Consider the following 20,638-nt stretch of genomic DNA (forward strand, 5'->3'; position numbering starts at 1 on the left):
ACATTGTGAGAAATAATGCCTATATAGTGTATAGGCTAAAATAATCTTAATTTAGAAAAATAAAGCTTGGCACTATACCAAGTTTTATTTTCTACGATTAACCAACTCAACTTTTGAGGAGCAACTCAGTAAGTGGTTTATCTATTTACTAAATTAAAAACGCTTATTAAATTCTATAAAAGCACGATGTTTATCATAGCTGTAAAAAACATGATTACTTTTCACTTTATTAAAGCTATAAGTTACACGCGGTGTAATACCCCAATAATGAATTGCCCTATGCCAGATACTCGCATTAAGTCCATATTCTTTATTACGTTGTGTAATATTAAAAATAGGCATTGGTCCTTTATAATCTTTCTCTGCATAACTGAGAGACAAACGTGTAGATAATCCAAAACTCCATTCTTGCCCCCAGCCCAATGAAACTCCACGACGCATATAGCTATCATCCTTATCTCGCGTTGCCGTACGGTTATAACTCAAGTTTGTAAACCAATACTGTTTTGCATTAGCCAAATAAGTTAAACCCGTCGAAATAAAGTGATAATTACCATTAAGGTGCTTTCTATCCATATAGCGAACTTCAGCATATTCATAAGTTGAATTAAATTGCCATTTCGGGGAGACCCAGTGACTAAATTCGAGCGTTGTACCGCTTGTTTTCGAGAAACGTTTAAGTGAATCGCTACTTGAAGAACCACCTGCATATAGCGTTTGTTCCATAAATGGCAACAGCGCTAAATTTGTACGCGCATTTTGATAACCTAAACCAAAACTTCCTCTGCCTGAAAACTCATTGTATTTATGATTATTCCAATAATATTTTCCATTGGTATCTAAACGGAATTCATTGTAAATACCATTTCCCCAAGACCATTTTTTCCCTACGTTAAAATTAAAACCAAAGCCTTGCGCAGACTCTGATTTTGGTGCTGTCCACTTACCATAAGTCGTGCCATTTTTGGGGGCATTATTGATATTTGGATCATTTAGATATGTCACTCCACCTGAAAACACCCAACGATCTTGTTTAGCTATAGCACTTAAATATTGATCAATACCTTGCTTTAGTTCCTCCGGAATATTTTCAGAGCGAACTTTTTGAAACTGATCTTCTGCCGCATCATTTTCATTATTCTCAAATAGCGCAATCGCAAGTTGCAAACGAGCCATTGTAATTTCAGAATTTTGTGCCAAAACTTCTCGGTAAAGTGCGATAGCAGCAGAATGATCATGCTGTTTTACTAAAATTGCTTTTATCCACTTCTCTAATATAGGGTCTTGAAATTCAGTCGGAAGCTTTTGATAAATCGGGTAGAGTAACGCAACATTTTCTGCATTATTTTGCATAACAGCAGGAATCATTGCACGCACAACTAAGCTTGGATGATGCGAGAGTTCCTCTTTAGAAATAGAAATACTTTTGGCAGAAGACGTTAATTCTGCCTTAGCCTTCACAGGAATGGTCTTTTGGGTAGGAATTTGCTGCGTTTCCGTTTGAAAACGGTGATCATTCAACCTTTCTTGGATTTGTTGCTGTTCGCTTATTTCAGCATAAATTTGACCGCTCAATGTGAGAAAAAATAAAGAACTAAAAAATTTCTGATTCATAGAAAATTATCCATAGAAATGTTCTTATAAAAAGCATCACTAACTTATTTATAAGCTATTTTATTTTTGTAAAGATACAATAAAAGCCACAAATAAAGACTTATTGTGGCTTTTTTAGGAATTTGCTAGATTGGGTAGATTCCCCATCATACAAATTATCTTAAACTTTTATTTAGTAGAAGAATCCACTTTTTTCCCACCGAAAATACTAAGATGATTTTCTGCTTCGTCTTCAACGAAACCTGCTAATTCATCAGCATCTTTACCGTAGAAGTGTCCATCAACATTAACCGTTCCCCTTCTACTATGGAAATGATTCCCTTCAATTATTGCACCAAGACCATAACTACTACCCCCCGGGTAGAATCCTTTTAATTCCCCTGTTAAACGTTTTTCACCGAAGTCCGCTTTAAATGTTGCAACACCTACAGGTGCACCATAGGAAATATAACTACCTTCGTAGTTAAAAGTTCCTTGTTGAGGAATTTCAGAGTGCTTAGTTGGGGTACCTTGAACAAAGTAAGTCCACTGATTATCAGTGAGTTGATGGATCCCATATTTGATACTAGAAAATATATTATCATTACTTAGAAATGTGCCATCCTCCTTAAGGATTACATACTCAGATTTATTTGGACTACTTACGCTTACATCGAATTTTTGACCATCAACAACAAGTTGCGTAATATTTTCACTTTTGAGTGATTGAGGGTTAAAATCAAGAGCTCTAGCACGTCCTGTAAATGTAAATGTATACCCTTTTCCTTCAACTGTCTGAGTATTATTAGATTTTAATTCTGGTTGCTTAGGCTCTTCTATATTAGCTTTTGGTTCCGGTTCCTTAGGCTCTTCCATATTAGTTTTTGGTTCCGGTTCCTTAGGCTCTTCCATATTAGTTTTTGGTTCCGGTTCCTTAGGTTCTTCCATATTAGCTTTTGGTTCCGGTTCCTTAGGTTCTTCCATATTAGCTTTTGGTTCCGGTTCCTTAGGCTCTTCCATATTAGTTTTTGGTTCTGGTCCCTTAGGCTGAATCACATCAGGTAGTGACTCTAATTGCGGTTGTTTAGGCTGAATCGCATCAGGTAGTGACTCTAATTGCGGTTGTTTAGGCTGAATCGCATCAGATTTTGGAGCTTGCTGTTTTTGTCCTTGTTTAAGTTCTTGCTTCTGTTCAACCTTTGGTTTTGGTGCTGAATTTTTACTACCACCGCCACCACTTGAACATGCAGCAATCGCCATACTTAAAGCAGCAAGACTTATTTTTGTTAAAGTTTTCATAGATTCTCCTTTTTAGTAATTGTTCGATACTTGATTCATTGATTAAAAACAAAGCTATCAATAAATGAACTTGACTCAATAATACATATCTTTACAAAATATGTAAAGATTGTTTTTAATATTATTTGTTTTTCCATACCCCTCGGTAGAAGACGACATTACATTACGCTAAACATCTACCATTTCTAATACTAGGGCTACAATAATATTGGCAAACATTCTCTTGATGAACGATTTTTCTGACGGCTGAGAAAGTAATCTATTACGCGCTAATATCAATAATATTTTTTCTTTGTAAGTAATTTGTTCAAAATTTACAAAAAACATTCAAAATCTGACCGTTTGTCTGCAAGACAAGAATAATCGCTTGCCTTAGCATAAAAATTACCTATAATAGAAAGCCTTGCATATCGCTAGAAAAGATATGTAATCCGATGGGGCGTTATTGGTTCCTCGCAACGGTGTTCAGCTTACTTAGTCAGGTTCGGAAGAAAGCAGCTTGGGTTGAAATTTCTGTGTGCCGAGGGTTGCTGGTAATGCCCCACCCTTTTATATCCTCTCAAAGATCTTGCCTATTTTTTCTGTTCCATTTTCATATCATGCAAAATAAAAGCGGTTAAATTCCACTTAAAATTTACTACTTGCAAATTTATTGTGAAATTTAACCGCTTGTTACAACGCTTTGTAATCTAATCTAAAACTACTCTTTTTCCTGTTTCGGTAATTTGTATAGCTGGTTTTTATATAAATAGCTACCGAGCAGCGCATGTGCTAACGCTTCTTTCTTCATAGCTTCCGGCTGTTCTTGCGCTTTTAAGCTGTGATCCGCTTTATTGTAAACAAAACCTTGAATCGGCGTATTTGGACGCATCACTACTACCGAGCCATCACCTTTCATCATCGCTTGTGTTGCATTGTATTGCATAAAGGCACGATTCGGATTTACATCTTTAGTTAAATCATAACCCAACATAGGATATTCTCCACTCACACCGGCAAGTGAAAGTAAAGTCGCCGGCATATCAATTTGGCTGACTAAACGGTTATCACGTTTTGCTTCAATGCCCTCACCGATAAACAATGCTGGAATGTGGAAATGCTGAATCGGTACTAAATACTCGCCAAATGCTCTAGAGTCGTGATCCGCAATCACTAAAAAGACAGTATCTTTCCAATACGCTGATTTTTTGGCTAACTCAAAGAAATGCCCAATCGCAAAATCGGCATATTTTGCTGCATTATTTCGGGTTTGTTTCGGCTGCTCATATAATTCGATTTTACCGTCCGGGAATTCAAACGGATCATGATTACTTGAGCTAAACACTAAGCTGAAAAACGGTTTACCTTCTTTGTGTAACTGAGTGAAAGTTTCATTCGCTTTATCAAACAGATCTTCGTCACTCATACCCCAAGTCGCTTTAAATTTCGGATTTTTATAATCTTTTTCATCAATAATGCGGGTAAAGCCGTTGCCATAGAAAAAGCTCGCCATATTGTCGAAATGTTTTTCTCCGCCATAGATAAAGCTAGTATCATAGCCTTGACGGCGTAACAGCTCGGCAATGCTAAAGAAATTAGTCTGGCTCTTGGTTAATTTTACCACTGCACGTGCCGGTGTCGGAGTAAAGCCGGTAGTAACCGCTTCAATACCTCGTACCGAACGGGTTCCGGTGGCATATAAATTCTCAAATAACCAACCTTCTTTTGCCAAGCGGTCAAAATTTGGGGTAAGCGGTTTGCCGCCAAGCGTTCCAACAAACTGCGCGCCTAAACTTTCTTCTAAAACAATCACGATATTTTTCGGCTTGCCTTGATAGGTCGCTTGGTTATAGGTCAATGTTGGGATTTCCGTTGAAATATAGTCAGAATCCGCTCTGCCTCGCGCTTGTTTAACTAAGGCAAACATTTCTTCTGTCGACATTTTACCGTACTGTTCGGAAGATTTATCTTCATCTTTTAATTGCTGCACTGCATAAAGTACCGAATAACCGGAACTCAATACCAGTGAATTTACTAACGGATCACTAGAAAACGCCACCATTGCCGGGTTAATGCCACGGTGCGCCAATGAAGAACGTCCGCCGACAAACACTAAAGCGGCAACTAATAAGCCGATTAACGGGCGGAATTTCCAATTCGGGAAACGAAGATTGTTAGTCGCCCAACCAGACAATTTCCAATATACCACTAACGAAATCACCGCCAATAATGAGCTAATAATTACCGAAGCCAAATGCCCGTTAATCAGCATAGTAAACACTTCTTTCGGGTGTACTAAATATTCAATAAACAGTCGGTTCGGACGTAAATCGAAGGTCTCAATAAAGTTTGGCGTCGCCGCTTCCATAAAGAGAATAAAGACCGAACCGGCTGTGAGCCAGATACGCAAAATGATACGCCATACGTTGCCTAAAAAAGTATTGTTATTTAAGAAAAGTGCGGTAAATAATGCGGGAACGCCGAATAGCCAACAAAGTGCAGAAATATCAATGCGAATGCCCTGTAAGAAAAGCGGTAACCAGCCATCAACGGCGGAAACTCGTTCAGATTGCCATAGGCTAAGTCCTAGGCGAGATAAAGACAGTATGAGTAGATTGATCCCAACAAAAAACAGTATTGGGAACAACACAGAACGGCGTTGTTCCATAAATTCTCCTTTTAAATTTAAAATAAAGCGCATACCGATAATCGGCTACGCGAATAATATAGAATGATTATTAAGATTTTATTAAGACTTGATCACCTAAGCGAATTACACCGCTATTTTGAGGCACTAAATGAATACCAAAAACCGGCTTACCCTTTTCATTGGCATGCATTTGCTTAAGTGTTCTAAAAGGCTCAACATTTGGGTCGAGTTCAAGTGTGGTTAAATCACGGGTAATCATGACACAACGTGTGCATAATGCAGATTTCGTGAATATGACCTCACCGATTTGTACTTGTTCCCACTGTTCCTCTTCAAACGCCTGATTTCCGTCCACTACAATATTCGGACGAAAGCGTTCCATTGAAATCTCAACAGGTGACCATTCCTTGACTTGTTCAAGTGATTTTTCCGACATCAGTGAAACCGGATTGCTATCGGCAAAACTTAACGGATGTTGTGCAAAGTTCGCCACTTCACGTTGGCTCTTGCCTCCTATCCAACGTAGCTGTACCGCTCGCCCAAAAATTTCACTTAACCATTGATTTACTTCTGTTTTTGCCACTAAAGAGTCAAAATGAGTTCCCCAAACTTCACTAGTTTGAACTTGCTGAAAATCTTGGTAAAGCACCACGCATTTTTGACCGCTTGTATGGCAAATGACGATCCCCGTCGCAATCGGAAACACAGACAAGTTGTATAACTCCGCATCTTTACGGGCGGTAATAAATTTACCGTCGGTTTCGGTAATCATAAATTCTCGATCAAAGTTTAATCCTTTGGCTTCCACAAAGGCTTGTTCGACACGATAAGCTGCCGTTGATTTAATCGGGTAAAGATTGAGTTGTGTCACTTTCATTGGTAAAAATTCCTGTAAATTTGACCGCTTGCTAAAATAGGCTCGCACCATACCCAAAAGCGGGCAAAAAGTAAAAGGAATTTGCAAATAAAGAAGGGAGACGATAAACTTACACCATTTATCGCCCTAAATTAGGTAATTAAAATGGCTAAGAAACCCACCCAAGATTTTGAATCAACTCTCAAGGAATTAGAAGCAATTGTCAGCCACTTAGAAACGGGTGACTTGCCTTTAGAAGAAGCACTCAATGAATTTGAAACTGCGGTAAAACTTGTCCAACAAGGGCAAGAACGCTTACAAAAAGCGGAGCAACGCATTCAAATCTTACTCAATAAAAACGAACAAGCCGAACTTTCCGATTACGAATAAAAATAACAATGAGCTACTCTCTCTCAACTGATCTTACCGCTATTCAACAACGTATCAATGACTTCTTAGCAGCAAAGCTACAAACTCATCAGGCTTATGATTCACCATTGATTGATGCAATGTCTTACGCCGTCTTACTCGGTGGAAAACGGGTTCGTCCATTCCTGATTTATGCCACCGGCAGAATGCTCGGTGTGTCGCTTGAACAGCTTGATCACAGTGCAGCGGCAATGGAAGCAATCCACGCTTATTCATTAGTACATGATGATCTGCCGGCGATGGATGACGACAAACTTCGCCGAGGTAAACCGACTTGTCATATCGCCTTTGATGAAGCGACCGCCATTCTTGCCGGCGATGCGTTACAAAGTTTTGCCTTTGAACTGATTGCACAAGACGAATCATTAACTGATTCGCAAAAAGTCTCGCAAATTCAAGCGCTTGCTCAAGCAGCTGGTGCAAGAGGAATGTGTTTAGGGCAAAGCCTCGATTTGCTCGCCGAAGATAAAGCGGTTAATTTAGCCGAATTGGAATTAATTCACCGTAATAAAACCGGCGCACTCATTATCGCTTCGGTGTTAATGGGCTTTAATTTATCTACGCATTCGCAAAATTTAGCAATAAAACAACCGCTTGAACGCTATGCACAAGCGATCGGATTGGCGTTCCAAGTACAAGACGATATTTTAGATGTGATTGGCGAAACCGATAAAATCGGTAAAACCGTAGGTTCGGATGAAAACTTGCATAAAAGTACTTATCCAAAACTGCTTGGTTTAGAAGGCGCACAAAAGAAAGCGCAGGACTTATATCAAACTGCATTAAATGCGCTTGAGGAATTACCGTTTGATACCACAGCGCTTAAAGAATTAGCGCATTTCATTGTCAAACGTGAAAACTAATTTGCAAAAAGTCGTGTGATTTTGACCGCTTACCTAAAGCATATAAAGGCGAGCATTACTCTCGCCTTTTTGTTTATTTAAATTTACTTTTGAAAAGCGAAATAAACCGCCCCTAAAATGCAAATAAAACTCAGTAGATAATTTAATTTAAACCCTTCATTCAAATAAACCACCGCAAAAACAGAGAATACAACAAGAGCAATCACTTCTTGCAGAATCTTTAGCTGAAACGGTTTGATTTGCCATTGTGCGCCTAAATTATTTGCCGGCACGGCAAGGCAATATTCGAAAAAAGCGATTCCCCAGCTAATCAGCACAATTTGCCATAAGGGTAACGGTATAGCAGATGGTTTGATATGCCAATACCAAGCAAATGTCATTAATGTATTAGAAAGCGTTAAAAGTAAAACTACGATCAACCAACTCATTGTTTTTCCTTATCAATTTGCAAAATTTTAGCGATTTTTAACTGCCTGTAGCTTGTAAGATCAAAAAAGCACACTCGAGAGTGTGCTTTTTTTCGTATCAATTCAGCTTATTTCTGGCGCATTGCAGGGAATAAGATCACATCACGAATTGACGGTGCATTTGCAAAAATCATTGCTAAACGGTCGATACCTAAACCTTCGCCGGCTGTAGGTGGTAAACCGTGTTCTAACGCAACAACAAAGTCTTCATCTTTAAACATTGCTTCATCATCGCCTGCATCTTTTGCTGCCACTTGTGCATCAAAACGCTCTGCTTGGTCTTCCGCATCGTTTAGTTCTGAGAAACCGTTACCGATTTCGCGACCACCGATAAATAATTCGAAACGATCAGTTACTTCAGGGTTCTCATCATTACGGCGTGCAAGCGGTGAAATTTCCGCTGGGTGCGCCATTAAGAAAGTCGGTTGAATTAATTGATGTTCCGCAACTTCTTCAAAAATCGCATTAACCACAGAACCTAAGCCCCAAGATTTTTGAATTTCAATGCCTAAACCTTTGGCAATTTCTACTGATTTTTCGAAGCTGTCTAAATCTTCACGTGTAATGCCGTTACCGTATTTCACGATTGCATCGTGCATCGTGATACGTTCAAACGGTTTACCGAAATCGAACACGTACTCACCGTAAGGAACAGTTGTTGTACCAAGAATATCAATTGCTAATTTACGTAATAATTCTTCGGTGTTATCCATTAAATCGTGGTAATCCGCATACGCTTGGTAGTATTCGATCATCGTGAATTCAGGATTGTGGCGCACTGAAACACCTTCATTACGGAAGTTACGGTTTAATTCAAATACACGCTCAAAACCACCAACCACTAAACGTTTCAAATAAAGCTCAGGTGCAATACGTAAATACATATCTACATCCAATGCGTTATGATGAGTCACGAACGGTTTTGCCGCCGCACCGCCCGGAATCACTTGTAACATTGGTGTTTCAACTTCAATAAAGTCTTTCTCTAAGAAGAATTGACGAATGCCTGAAACCACTTTTGAACGAATCATAAATGTACGGCGAGATTCTTCGTTAGAAATTAAATCTAAATAACGTTGACGATAACGTGTTTCTTGGTCGGTTAAACCTTGTACTTTGTTTGGTAACGGACGCAGTGATTTAGTTAATAATTCCACTTCCGAACAACGAACGGTTAATTCGCCTGTTTTCGTTTTGAAAAGCGTACCGGAAACACCAACGATATCACCTAAATCCCACATGCTTACTTTATCCGCATACACACCTTCAGCAAGGTTATCACGTGCAACATAAAGCTGGATTTGACCGCTTACATCTTGAATCGTAAAGAAAGACGCTTTACCCATTACACGTTTAAGCATAATACGGCCGGCAACTTTTACTTGAATATCTTGTTCTTTTAGCGCTTCGCCTTCTACTTCATCGTATTGTGCGTGTAATTTTTCTGCGTAAGCATCACGACGGAAAGTATTCGGGAACGGATTACCTTGTTCACGTAATTTTGCTAATTTCTCACGGCGAGCTAACATTTCACCATTAAGATCTAATTCTTGGTTTTCAACTTCAGACATTTTTTAACCTTTTGCTTGATAAATTCGAAAAATGAAAGCAATTATAAGCGATTTTACAGATTTTTGGTAGGAAACAAGCGGTCGGATTTTAGGAAAAATTTGCAAAACTTTCACAAAATTCGACCGCTTGTCGATTACATGACAACAACATCAAATTGATCTTGATGATAGTAAGGTTCTAATTTGATTTCGACTTTCTTGCCGATAAAGGCTTCTAACTCAGCAATCGAAGCGTGCGTTTCTTCATTAATTAAATATTCCGCCACTTCTTTTGAAGCATAGACTCGTACTTTTTCGGTTTTAAACAAGTGATGAACACGCACAATCTCACGCAGAATTTCATAACAAACCGTTTCAACCGTTTTAATCGTGCCTCGCCCTTTACACGCCGGACAGTCGCAGCACAATACACGTTCTAAACTTTCACGGGTACGTTTACGGGTCATTTCCACTAAGCCAAGCTGGGTAAAGCCGTTCACATTGGTCTTCACTCGGTCGCCTTTCAACGCTTCTTGTAATGACTGCAACACACGCTCACGATGCTCTTCTTCTTGCATATCAATAAAATCAATAATGATAATGCCGCCTAAATTACGCAGTTGTAACTGATGCGCAATTGCTTGTGTTGCCTCGATATTGGTATTAAAAATCGTATGCGCTAAATTACGATGACCGACAAACGCACCAGTATTAATATCAATCGTGGTCATCGCTTCGGTTTGCTCAATAATTAAATAACCGCCCGATTTTAAATCGACCCGTTTATCCAACGCTTTTTGAATCGCCTCTTCTACACCGTAGGCATCAAATAACGTTTGGCTACCGCTATATAAACTCACGTTTTCGGTCAGTTCCGGCATAAACTCCGCTAAAAACTCTTTAACTTGTTCATAGGTCATTTTCGAGTCAATGCGAATCGAACTGATATGCGTACCAACAAAGTCACGTAAAACACGTTGTGCTAAAGCCAGCTCACCATATAGCATTGATTTAACAGGATATTTTGCCTTGCGTTCTAAAATTTTACGCCATAAACGTTTCAAGAAAATCGTATCTTGTTGCAAACTTTCTTCCGAAACCTCTTCTGCCGCCGTACGCACAATAAAGCCGCCGAGCTCATCACAATAAGGCTCAACCAACGCTTTTAAACGATTACGTTCTTCCTCACTTTCGATACGTTGCGAAACACCCACGTGGCTATTTTCCGGCATAAATACCAAATAGCGAGAAGGCAAAGTAATATCAGTGGTTAAACGCGCACCTTTAGTACTAATCGGGTCTTTCACCACTTGTACGATAATGTCTTGTCCTTCACGTACCAGCTCTGCAATATCTTTTACGACAAACTGTTTCTTCTCGTTTTCATCCACACATTCCGTGTGCGAAACAATATCGGAAGCGTGCAAAAATGCCGCTTTTTCCAAACCGATATCAACAAATGCCGACTGCATTCCTGGTAACACTCGTGTCACACGCCCTTTATAAATATTACCGACAATCCCACGCTTCGCCTCACGCTCAATATGAAGCTCTTTTAACAATCCATTCTCAACTAACGCTACCCGAGTCTCACTCGGCGTCACGTTTACTAATAATTCTGCACCGCTCATTGTTATCTTTCTCTAAGTCGTTAAATCATATTAATTAAAGTTTAACATTGACGAAGTAAGAAAACAAAAAACAAGATCAAATAAGTGATGGATTTTAGCATTCACTTCAATTGAACGCCTTCACTTACAATCTAACTAAATAACTAGGTAGCTTGTGGAGGATAAATTTCACAAAAAATTTACTTATCTGTGGGGATTTTTGCTAGAATGTTGCGATTTTTTTACGACAAGTCAAAGGTATTACAATGTCAGAACAAACTTTTATTACCGGTAAAGATGCTGCGCTTGAGGACAGTATTTCTACCTTTCAGCATAAATTAAAAACTTTAGGGTTTAACATTGAAGAAGCGTCTTGGTTAAATCCGGTGCCGAATGTGTGGTCGGTGCATATTCGTGATGCGGATTGTCCGCAGTGTTTCTCAAATGGTAAAGGCGCAAGCAAAAAAGCGGCTTTAGCTTCGGCATTAGGTGAATATTTCGAGCGTTTATCAACCAACTATTTCTGGGCGGATTTTTATTTAGGTCAAGAAATTGCTAATAGTGAATTTGTGCATTATCCGACTGAGAAATGGTTCCCAATCGAAGATGATGAGCAATTACCGGAAGGTATTTTGGATGATTTCTTATTTGATTACTTCGATCCGAATGGCGAATTAACCCCGAATTTATTAATCGATTTGCAATCAGGTAACTACGATCGTGGTATCGTTGCTCTGCCTTATACTCGTCAATCAGATAACCAAACTGTGTATATTCCGCAAAGCATTATCGGTAACTTATTTGTTTCAAACGGTATGTCGGCAGGTAATACGAAAAACGAAGCACGTGTACAGGGTTTGTCGGAAGTGTTCGAGCGTTTTGTGAAAAACCGTATTATCACTGAGGCAATCAGCTTACCGGAAATTCCGCAAAGCGTGATTGACGGCTATCCGACAATCAAAGCGTCTATTGAAAAACTCGAACAAGAAGGCTTCCCGATTTTATGCTATGACGCATCATTAGGTGGTGAATTCCCGGTTATTTGTGTGATCTTGTTAAACCCGAATAACGGCACTTGCTTCGCTTCATTCGGTGCGCATCCAAATTTCCAAGTAGCGTTTGAACGTACGGTAACCGAGTTATTACAAGGTCGTAGCTTAAAAGATTTAGATGTGTTTGCTCCGCCTTCATTTAATAATGAAGATGTGGCTGACCACGCTAACCTTGAAACGCACTTTATTGATTCAAGCGGTCTGATTTCGTGGGATCTTTTCAAGAAAGATGCAGATTATGACTTCGTTCATTGGGATTTCTCAGGTACAACCGAGCAAGAGTTTGCCAATATGATGGCCATCTTCAATAAGCACGAGCAACCTGTTTATATTATGGATTATGAACATTTGGGCGTGTACGCTTGTCGTATTCTTGCGCCGGGTATGTCGAACATCTATCCAAGTGACGATTTAGTTTATGCTAATAATAATATGGGTATGGATTGGCGTGAAATCTTGTTAGATCTGCCGCATTTCCATCACGATCGTGAAACTTACCAAGAACTTCTTGATGAATTAGATGAACAAGGTATTGATGATTTAACTCGCGTGCGTGAATTTATCGGTTTAGTAGCGGAAAAAGGTTCTGCAATGCAAACCTTACGTATCGGTGAGCTTAAATCTATGCTGCATTTAGCTTTAGGTAACTTAGAGCAAGCGTTAGACTGGGCAAACTGGACTGCGAATATGAATGCGAGCGTATTCTCAGCGGAACGTAACAATTATTACCGCTGCTTAATTCAATCGATTGAGTTGTTCTTAGATGAGGAACGTAATGCGGAACAATACCGTATGGTATTTGAAAAAATGTACGGTAAACAAGCGGTTGAATCTGCTTGGGGCGCAATCCAAGGCGGTAACCCGTTCCACGGCTTAACCGCATCGGATGAATCACTCGAAAATATGACCGCACATCAGAAATTACTTGATGCTTACCGTAAATTACAGGTAGCGAAAGTAAATCCGATTGCTCGTTAATCTTCTCAAATGGTGGGCGAAAGCCCACCATTTTTATATCAGCCTTTCTCCATACTTCAATTCTTCCAATCAAGCGGTTAAATTTTTAGATTTTTTTACAAATTTTGCTAGAATGTCGGCTTTATTTTAATAACACAAAAATTGCTATGATTGACTTTCGTCCTTTTTATCAACAAATCGCAACAACGAATCTGTCCGCTTGGCTGGAAACTTTGCCTTTACAATTAAAACAATGGGAAAAAACCACGCATGGTGATTATGCCAAGTGGGCAAAAATTGTCGATTTTATGCCAAATTCGACCGCTTGTATTAATTTGAAAGATAAGGTGGAATCTATTCCGCACGCACCGCTTTCCGTTGGTGAAACCAAACAGCTTACGCATCATTTAAAACAGCTGATGCCTTGGCGTAAAGGCCCTTATCATTTGTATGGAATTCATATTGATACCGAGTGGCGTTCCGATTTCAAATGGGATCGTGTTCTTCCACATCTTGCACCACTGAAAGACCGTACTATTTTAGATGTCGGTTGTGGTAGCGGTTACCATATGTGGCGTATGGTCGGTGAAGGTGCAAAAATGGTGGTAGGTATTGACCCAACTGAATTATTTCTTTGCCAATTTGAAGTGGTGCGTAAATTACTCGGTAATGATCGCCGTGCGAATTTAATTCCGCTTGGGATTGAGCAAATGCAACCGTTAGCTGCTTTTGATACGGTTTTCTCAATGGGCGTGCTTTATCACCGTAAATCTCCGTTAGATCATCTTTCACAACTTAAAGCGCAACTGGTGAAAGGTGGTGAATTGGTATTAGAAACGCTAGTGATTGATGGCGATGTGAATACTTGTCTTGTTCCAGCCGATCGCTATGCGAAGATGAAAAACGTTTATTTTATTCCGTCGGTCGATTGTCTGATTAACTGGTTGGAAAAAGTTGGCTTCAAAAATGTTCGTTGTGTTGATCAAGCCATTACAACATTAGAAGAACAACGTAAAACGGAGTGGCTAGAAAATGAAAGTTTGGTCGATTTCCTCGATCCAAACGATCATAGTAAAACCATTGAAGGCTATCCCGCGCCGAAACGTGCGGTAATTTTAGCCAATGCCTAACACATATACTTATCTGCTAAAGCCTCACATTGCTGAGGCTTATTCTTTTGAACTAAATCAAACTCTCACACTAATTTACCCCATTCTTTGTATATCCCTCTATTTCCGTCAGTTTTAAAATTTTAAAAAACGAATGGAGTATAAATTATGTCGAACCCTTTTACCGTCGCTTGGAGCCGTAAACAACAAGTCATGTGTTTAGGTCATTGGATCATTCATTACAACGGTCGAGAACTTACCTTACCGAAAGACCGTCAAGATAAGGATATGGGTACGAAAGGAATTTATAACTATATGGATCCGGATGATGAACTTTATTTAGAAGGCTTAGATGAAGACGATTGGATTGTGGAAAATATTGAATGGCTAAGCGATTGGTTTATCGAACAAGATGTGCCATTAGAAGAAGATATTATTCGCTATTTTTATCAAGCGGTAAACAAAGAGGACTGGCGTTGTGGCAGTTGCGGAGGCTGTATCTAGAAGCTAACAAGCGGTCAAAATTTGCAAATCTTTTGCAAAAATCAACCGCTTGTGTACGATGAGTAATTAGTTTAATACCCAAACACGTCCGTAGTGTTTCATTAAACCGGCTTTATGACCAGCCTCATCACCGATACCTTGGTATAAGTCAAAGTGATGACCTTTTACCGCACCGCCGACATCTAATGCCACCATTAAGCGTAATTCGTGTTTGCCCGTCCAGTTACCGGCACGATCGATTAACGGTGTTTCAACCAATAACACGCTGCCTGACGGCACAAGGCTTTTATCTGAAGCGACTGACGCTAATGCGACTAACGGCACCCCTGCCGAACCTTTTACTTGTCCGGTCGGATCATTTTTAAAGAAAACGTAAGACGGGTTACGTTCTAATAAACCCTGTACGCGATGCGGATTACGTTCGCCCCATTCACGAATCGCTTGAATAGACATCTTCTCTTTTGGAATTTCACCGTCTTCAACTAATAAACGACCGACACTGACATACTTAAAGCCGTTTTGACCTGCATAAGCGAAATAATTTAAACGACCGTCACCGAAATCAACATAACCGCTACCCTGTACGCCAAGTAAGAAGTTATCCAACATTGAATCACTGTAAGCAAGTTCTAAACCTTTACCTTCTAACGCGCCGTCATAAATTTGTGAACGCGTAAAACGTTTCTGACTTGGCATCGCATAAATCGGATGCTGATATTTACCTTGCGGTGTACGACGTGCGTGAATAACCGGAGAATAATAACCGGTCATTAGCACGTTTTGAAAACCGTCCTCACCACGCATTTGTAACGCGTGTATATTGTAACGAGCTAAATCCGATACTTTGCCGCCTGAGGCAATCCATGATGAGACTTTGCCGTAAGTACCCGCATAACGACCGGTAATACCGTCGGCATATGCACGTACATTATTTAATTGTTTTAAAAAGTCTTGGAAATTAACAATAGATCCATTTGTAGCCACTCTTGGTGTACTGACAAAATTATGCGGAATGTATTGACGACCTTTATATACCGCACCAAACTTTGCGTGTTCGGCTTGATAATCACGCTGCCCTTTGTTTGCTTTATCTGAAGAACAACTTGTAACCAAAAGTGCAACCGCTGTTACTTTTGCCCACGTTTTATATGCTTTCCAATTCATAAAAGACCTTAAGTAATGACTGATAGAAAAGAAGTTAGCGTATCAAAATTCCCGTTAAAACGATACTAAATTTTTATTTTACCGTTATACAGCCTTGATTTGTGATATTTTATGCCATTTCTGTTTCAAATTCAGTCAAACAAACTAATTTTCAGAAATTATGCTTGCAATGATGCTAAAAACGAGTATTATACACCACATACAGACGCGGGGTGGAGCAGCTTGGTAGCTCGTCGGGCTCATAACCCGAAGGTCGTCGGTTCAAATCCGGCCCCCGCAACCAGAATTCTTAGCCCTCGATAATATCGAGGGCTTTTTCGTATTTGCGAAAAAACAAATTAAAATTCTTGCGACCACTCTTCTTTTACCAGTAAACTTTCCTAAAATTCTCAATAACTTTCTAGATATGAACAATATTCTTACCATCACGCAACTTAACTATTCGGTACGTAATTTACTTGAAATGGAATTAGGACAAGTTTGGCTAACCGGTGAAATTTCCAATTTTAGCCAACCAGTTTCAGGCCATTGGTATCTCACCCTTAAAGACGAAAATGCCCAAGTGCGTGGTGCAATGTTTAGAATGAAAAACCAACGAGTCACTGTTCGCCCGCAAAACGGTATGCAAGTACTGGTGCGTGCCAGCGTTAGTTTATATGAGCCTCGCGGTGACTATCAAATCATTATTGAAAGTATGCAACCTGCCGGTGACGGCTTGTTACAACAGCAATTTGAACAACTAAAAATGAAACTGGCCGCCGAAGGGCTTTTTGCACAAGAAAAGAAAAAAGCCATTCCGCCTTTTGCTAAGCGAGTAGGTATTATTACTTCTTCAAGCGGTGCGGCATTACAAGATATTCTAAATATTCTAAAACGCCGTGATCCGAGTTTGGCAATTATTATTTATCCAACGTTAGTGCAAGGCAAAGAAGCGACACAAGATATTGTAAATACCATTGATTTAGCCAACCGTCGCCGAGAATGTGATGTATTAATTGTTGGACGAGGCGGCGGTTCACTAGAGGACTTATGGTGTTTTAATGAAGAAGCTGTCGCTCACGCTATTTTCCGTTCGGATATTCCGATTATTAGCGCTGTAGGACACGAAACCGATGTGACGATTGCCGATTTTGTCGCAGATTTAAGAGCACCAACACCGTCTGCCGCAGCGGAATTGGTGAGTCGAGATCAACAAGAGTTAGTTCGTCAGCTACAGCATCAATTTGACAAATTAAGCCTCGCTTTTGACCGTTTGTGGACAGATAAACAAACGCAATTCGAACATTTAAAATTACGTTTAAATGCACAGCATCCTGCTCGCCAAGTACAAATGCAGCAGCAACGATTAGCTCAATTTAGTTATCGTTTAGAAAGTGCAATACATAAAACTTATTTGACCGAAAAGCAAAAACTCGAACAATTGTTGCTACGCTTAACCAATCAACACCCACAGCGTCAGTTACAGCAACAACAAATACAATTAAAGCAGATAAAATATCGTTTGGCTCAAGCGATAGAACAAACGTTAATCCGCAAACAACACCAGTGGAAACATATTACTGAGCAAGTAAAACGTAATCCATTACCGCACTATGTAGAAAAGAAAAATCAGCAGTATGCGCAATTAGCTCAACAGCTTCAGTTTGCGATTGAAAAGAAATTAACGAAAGAACAACAAAAATTCCAAGAGCTTTGTACGAAAATAGATGGCTTAAGCCCGCTAAAAATTCTGGCAAGAGGCTACTCTGTGACACAAACATCGCAAGGTGAAATTCTTCGTTCAACCCAAAATCTTGAGGTAGGAGCACAAATCACCACCAAACTTTCGCAAGGTGAAATTGTGAGTAAAATCATTAAAATTGATTGATTAAAATATAGACTGCATTGTTTTAATTAATATTTCCTTTGCCAAATCAAGGTGTTATTTACTCTTACGCATCGTTGTTCACGAAGTTATCCACAAGTTATGTGAATAACTTCGTTTTTCAATCTAAAATAAGTGTTGCTTTTTAATGCAAACAATGTTTTATGCGTTTTTATTCCTTGCACAAACGGACTAATTTCCCTATAATTCTTCCCGTTCTCAGCTCTGAGAAGTTCACTAAATTCATCCTTGCCTGGGTGGCGAAATTGGTAGACGCAGCGGATTCAAAATCCTTTGCGTAGAACCACTAAAAAATTTGGTAAAATCTAGAAAACCACTCTTAGCCTGAGTGACGAAATTGGTAGACGTAGCGGATTCAAAATCCGCCGGTGAATAACCATGTCGGTTCGAGTCCGACCTCAGGCACCATACCTAAAGCCCTTCCTTTTAAAGCCAATACTCCTTAACGTTAATTTCTTTGTTAAGTGAGTAAATTATGAATTTATTACAAAACGCTTCAAATAAGCCCTTTGTTATTACTGTAGCTTCAACTAAAGGCGGCTCGGCAAAAAGTACAAATGCAGCAAATATTGGTGCATTTTGCGCTGAACATGGCTTAAAAACTCTTCTCATTGATACTGATACCCAACCTACATTAAGTTCTTATTATGCTTTGGATTATCAGGCTCCTGGTGGCACTTATGAATTTCTACATTTTAGAGATGTAGAACCGTCACATATCATTTCTAAAACACAAATTCCTAATCTTGACTTAATCCAGTCAAACGACCCATCAAATAAAATTAGTCCTATGTTACGAGATTCGCCAGATGGTGCACTTCGCTTTAGCTTACTTCTAAGTAAAATTGATGGATACGATGTAGTCATTGTAGATACTCGTGGTACTCGCGATATTACCGTAGATATGTCTGTATTAGCTGCGGATGTTCTTTTTTGCCCTATTCTTCCACATATTTTGTCTGCAAAAGAATTTATTCGCGGCACGATTGGGATGTATCAAGATTTGCAGACTTTTGCAAATTTTGGGTTCACCCTCCCTCCATTGAAAGCTGTCATTAATTGTGTTGATCATACTAATGATGTGAAATTTGTTTCAGAACATTTACATACGCTATTTGCAACAGAATTTGATGCTTCCAAAACATTACTAGATTTTACAGTTCCAGATAAAGTGGCCTATCGTGAGGCTGCAACATTCTCTATCCCGGTATACAAACAAAATCGAGCAGAATATAAAACAATCCAACAACTCTGTTCATTGCTGATGCCTCAATTTGCTCAAAGCCATTTTATGGGTAAGGAGTAAAGAATGAGCCATAAACAACCAATAGAGCTTTATTCTGTAGATGCCGAAAGCTCGGTACTCGGTGGGCTTATTCTTGATAATAGCCTCTTTGATGAGATAGTTGATGTGATCATTCCAAATGACTTTTACCTGCACGCACATCAAATTATTTTTAAAGGGATTTCTTCATTATTAAGTAATGCTAAACCCGTCGATATATTAACGCTTGAACAATATTTCAAAGAACAAGGTATTTTGGAGCAGCTAGGAGGATTAGCTTATATCGCTCAGTTAGTTAAGATTACTCCAACTACAGCTAACTTTAAAGCTTACATTGATATTGTCGTGTTATACAGCAAGCACCGCAAACTTTTAAGACTGGGCCAGAATATTATTTCTGAAATACAAGTTGCCAAATCAGCCGAAAAATTAGATGAACTTCTCGAAAATATTGAAAGACAGTTTACGGATTTAACACTCTCTCAGCAGACAGAGGGCGTTATAGATTTAAATGAAACTTTAAAAAAAGTGGTTCTTCGAATGGAATCTTCTGCCCAAAATGCTGATCCAGTTACAGGCACTCCTACAGGTATTCAGGAATTAGATGAAGTAACTACAGGTGGCCAGGCAGGAGATTTTATTGTAATTGGTGCAAGACCTTCCATGGGAAAAACTGCATTTTGTCAGACAATTGCTTATCACACCTTAGAAAAATTTAAAGATTTACCTATTCAATTCTATAGCATGGAAATGCCGGCAGAACAAATTCTGCAACGTTTTCTAGCTATGCGAGCTCGAGTGAGTTTACAAGCTATCCGTAAAGCAGATCAGTTAGGTGAAGATGAATGGGCAAAAATCTCACTTGCGATGGGGCATATTCTAGATGAATGGAAAAATCGTTTACTCATTGATGATGAAGGAGGACTCACCCCTCAAAAATTACGTTCGAAAGTTCGTTATAACATCCGCAAATATGGTAAACCGGCGGCAATTTTTATTGACTACTTGCAATTAATGCAAGGTTCTCGTCGTTACGAAAATCGTCATTTAGAAATTACCGCAATTTCTCAGGCGTTAAAAAATTTAGCGAAAGAAGTGGATTGCCCCGTTTACGCTCTCTCACAACTTAACCGGAGCTTGGAACAACGCGCAAATAAACGTCCTATGAATGCCGATTTACGAGAATCAGGCTCCTTAGAACAAGATGCGGATCTCATTCTGTTCATTTACCGAGATGAGGTCTATAACGAACAAACTGAACATCCTGGTACTGCAGAAATTATTATCGGAAAACAACGTAATGGTCCGTTAAAGACAGTATTTACGCGATTTATCGGTGAATACTCACTCTTTGAAAATTTAGCAGTAACACAATACTAGGGGAAA

The 20,638-nt window shown here is 39.3% G+C and carries 16 protein-coding genes, 2 tRNA genes and 1 other RNA gene; 11 read left to right on the forward strand and 8 right to left on the reverse strand.

Annotated features, from left to right (window positions below; all coding sequences use genetic code 11):
* Nucleotides 1-153: 153 nt before the first annotated feature.
* Together EL121_RS00825 and EL121_RS00830 are read right to left on the reverse strand one after the other, a co-directional pair.
* On the reverse strand, nucleotides 154-1,614 hold the full coding sequence (locus EL121_RS00825; RefSeq protein ID WP_039197051.1) for a surface lipoprotein assembly modifier: 1,461 nt from the start codon (nucleotides 1,612-1,614) through the stop codon (nucleotides 154-156).
* 168 nt (nucleotides 1,615-1,782) lie between these two features.
* Nucleotides 1,783-2,892 carry a transferrin-binding protein-like solute binding protein gene (locus EL121_RS00830; protein WP_052190388.1) on the reverse strand — a complete coding sequence of 370 codons (1,110 nt, stop codon included), beginning with the start codon at nucleotides 2,890-2,892 and terminating at the stop codon, nucleotides 1,783-1,785.
* 442 nt (nucleotides 2,893-3,334) lie between these two features.
* Between EL121_RS00830 and ffs the strand changes: the two genes are divergently transcribed.
* Nucleotides 3,335-3,432, forward strand: an RNA gene (gene ffs, locus EL121_RS00835) — signal recognition particle sRNA small type.
* 160 nt (nucleotides 3,433-3,592) lie between these two features.
* On the opposite strand, the gene EL121_RS00840 is transcribed toward ffs, so the two are convergent.
* Complete coding sequence (locus EL121_RS00840) at nucleotides 3,593-5,572, reverse strand: LTA synthase family protein (protein ID WP_039197052.1); 1,980 nt, start codon at nucleotides 5,570-5,572, stop codon at nucleotides 3,593-3,595.
* Nucleotides 5,573-5,609: 37 nt separating this feature from the next.
* Nucleotides 5,610-6,398: an MOSC domain-containing protein gene (locus EL121_RS00845; protein WP_039197053.1), complete on the reverse strand. Its 789-nt coding sequence runs from the start codon at nucleotides 6,396-6,398 to the stop codon at nucleotides 5,610-5,612.
* A 144-nt stretch (nucleotides 6,399-6,542) separates the two neighbouring features.
* On the opposite strand from EL121_RS00845, the gene xseB reads away from it, so the two are divergent.
* Together xseB and ispA are read left to right on the forward strand one after the other, a co-directional pair.
* Nucleotides 6,543-6,767: an exodeoxyribonuclease VII small subunit gene (gene xseB, locus EL121_RS00850; RefSeq protein WP_039197055.1), complete on the forward strand. Its 225-nt coding sequence runs from the start codon at nucleotides 6,543-6,545 to the stop codon at nucleotides 6,765-6,767.
* Between the two features lie 8 nt (nucleotides 6,768-6,775).
* Nucleotides 6,776-7,669 carry a (2E,6E)-farnesyl diphosphate synthase gene (ispA, locus tag EL121_RS00855; protein ID WP_039197058.1) on the forward strand — a complete coding sequence of 298 codons (894 nt, stop codon included), beginning with the start codon at nucleotides 6,776-6,778 and terminating at the stop codon, nucleotides 7,667-7,669.
* 83 nt (nucleotides 7,670-7,752) lie between these two features.
* Here ispA and EL121_RS00860 read toward each other — a convergent pair whose 3' ends face one another.
* The 3 genes from EL121_RS00860 to rng all read right to left on the reverse strand — a co-directional run bounded on the left by EL121_RS00860 (nucleotide 7,753) and on the right by rng (nucleotide 11,317).
* Complete coding sequence (locus tag EL121_RS00860) at nucleotides 7,753-8,097, reverse strand: DMT family protein (protein WP_039197059.1); 345 nt, start codon at nucleotides 8,095-8,097, stop codon at nucleotides 7,753-7,755.
* A 107-nt stretch (nucleotides 8,098-8,204) separates the two neighbouring features.
* On the reverse strand, nucleotides 8,205-9,707 hold the full coding sequence (lysS, locus tag EL121_RS00865; protein ID WP_039197061.1) for a lysine--tRNA ligase: 1,503 nt from the start codon (nucleotides 9,705-9,707) through the stop codon (nucleotides 8,205-8,207).
* 134 nt (nucleotides 9,708-9,841) lie between these two features.
* Nucleotides 9,842-11,317, reverse strand: coding sequence for a ribonuclease G (rng, locus tag EL121_RS00870; RefSeq protein ID WP_014991657.1), 1,476 nt, complete (start codon nucleotides 11,315-11,317; stop codon nucleotides 9,842-9,844).
* 245 nt (nucleotides 11,318-11,562) lie between these two features.
* Here rng and ycaO point away from each other — a divergent pair, with 245 nt between their 5' ends.
* From ycaO to EL121_RS00885, 3 genes are all read left to right on the forward strand, one after another.
* Nucleotides 11,563-13,326, forward strand: a complete 1,764-nt coding sequence (ycaO, locus tag EL121_RS00875) for a 30S ribosomal protein S12 methylthiotransferase accessory factor YcaO (protein ID WP_039197063.1) — start codon at nucleotides 11,563-11,565, stop codon at nucleotides 13,324-13,326.
* Between the two features lie 146 nt (nucleotides 13,327-13,472).
* Nucleotides 13,473-14,435, forward strand: a complete 963-nt coding sequence (cmoB, locus tag EL121_RS00880; protein WP_039197064.1) for a tRNA 5-methoxyuridine(34)/uridine 5-oxyacetic acid(34) synthase CmoB — start codon at nucleotides 13,473-13,475, stop codon at nucleotides 14,433-14,435.
* A gap of 147 nt (nucleotides 14,436-14,582) precedes the next feature.
* The gene (locus tag EL121_RS00885; protein ID WP_039197066.1) at nucleotides 14,583-14,918 is read left to right on the forward strand and encodes a hypothetical protein; all 336 of its coding nucleotides are present in this window, start codon (nucleotides 14,583-14,585) and stop codon (nucleotides 14,916-14,918) included.
* 66 nt (nucleotides 14,919-14,984) lie between these two features.
* On the opposite strand, the gene mltA is transcribed toward EL121_RS00885, so the two are convergent.
* Nucleotides 14,985-16,082, reverse strand: a complete 1,098-nt coding sequence (gene mltA / locus EL121_RS00890) for a murein transglycosylase A (protein WP_039197067.1) — start codon at nucleotides 16,080-16,082, stop codon at nucleotides 14,985-14,987.
* A gap of 206 nt (nucleotides 16,083-16,288) precedes the next feature.
* On the opposite strand from mltA, the gene EL121_RS00895 reads away from it, so the two are divergent.
* The 5 genes from EL121_RS00895 to dnaB all read left to right on the forward strand — a co-directional run bounded on the left by EL121_RS00895 (nucleotide 16,289) and on the right by dnaB (nucleotide 20,632).
* A tRNA-Met gene (locus EL121_RS00895) sits at nucleotides 16,289-16,365 on the forward strand.
* A gap of 123 nt (nucleotides 16,366-16,488) precedes the next feature.
* Nucleotides 16,489-17,949: an exodeoxyribonuclease VII large subunit gene (gene xseA / locus EL121_RS00900; RefSeq protein ID WP_197050939.1), complete on the forward strand. Its 1,461-nt coding sequence runs from the start codon at nucleotides 16,489-16,491 to the stop codon at nucleotides 17,947-17,949.
* A 340-nt stretch (nucleotides 17,950-18,289) separates the two neighbouring features.
* Nucleotides 18,290-18,375: transfer RNA gene (locus EL121_RS00905), tRNA-Leu, on the forward strand.
* A gap of 67 nt (nucleotides 18,376-18,442) precedes the next feature.
* Entirely contained in the window at nucleotides 18,443-19,273 is an 831-nt protein-coding gene (locus EL121_RS00910) for a ParA family protein (RefSeq protein WP_005607771.1), read from the forward strand.
* 3 nt (nucleotides 19,274-19,276) lie between these two features.
* Nucleotides 19,277-20,632: a replicative DNA helicase gene (gene dnaB, locus EL121_RS00915; RefSeq protein WP_005607773.1), complete on the forward strand. Its 1,356-nt coding sequence runs from the start codon at nucleotides 19,277-19,279 to the stop codon at nucleotides 20,630-20,632.
* Nucleotides 20,633-20,638: the final 6 nt, after the last annotated feature.

Origin of the sequence: Actinobacillus equuli (genome assembly GCF_900636745.1) — a bacterium.
Lineage (GTDB): Bacteria > Pseudomonadota > Gammaproteobacteria > Enterobacterales > Pasteurellaceae > Actinobacillus > Actinobacillus equuli.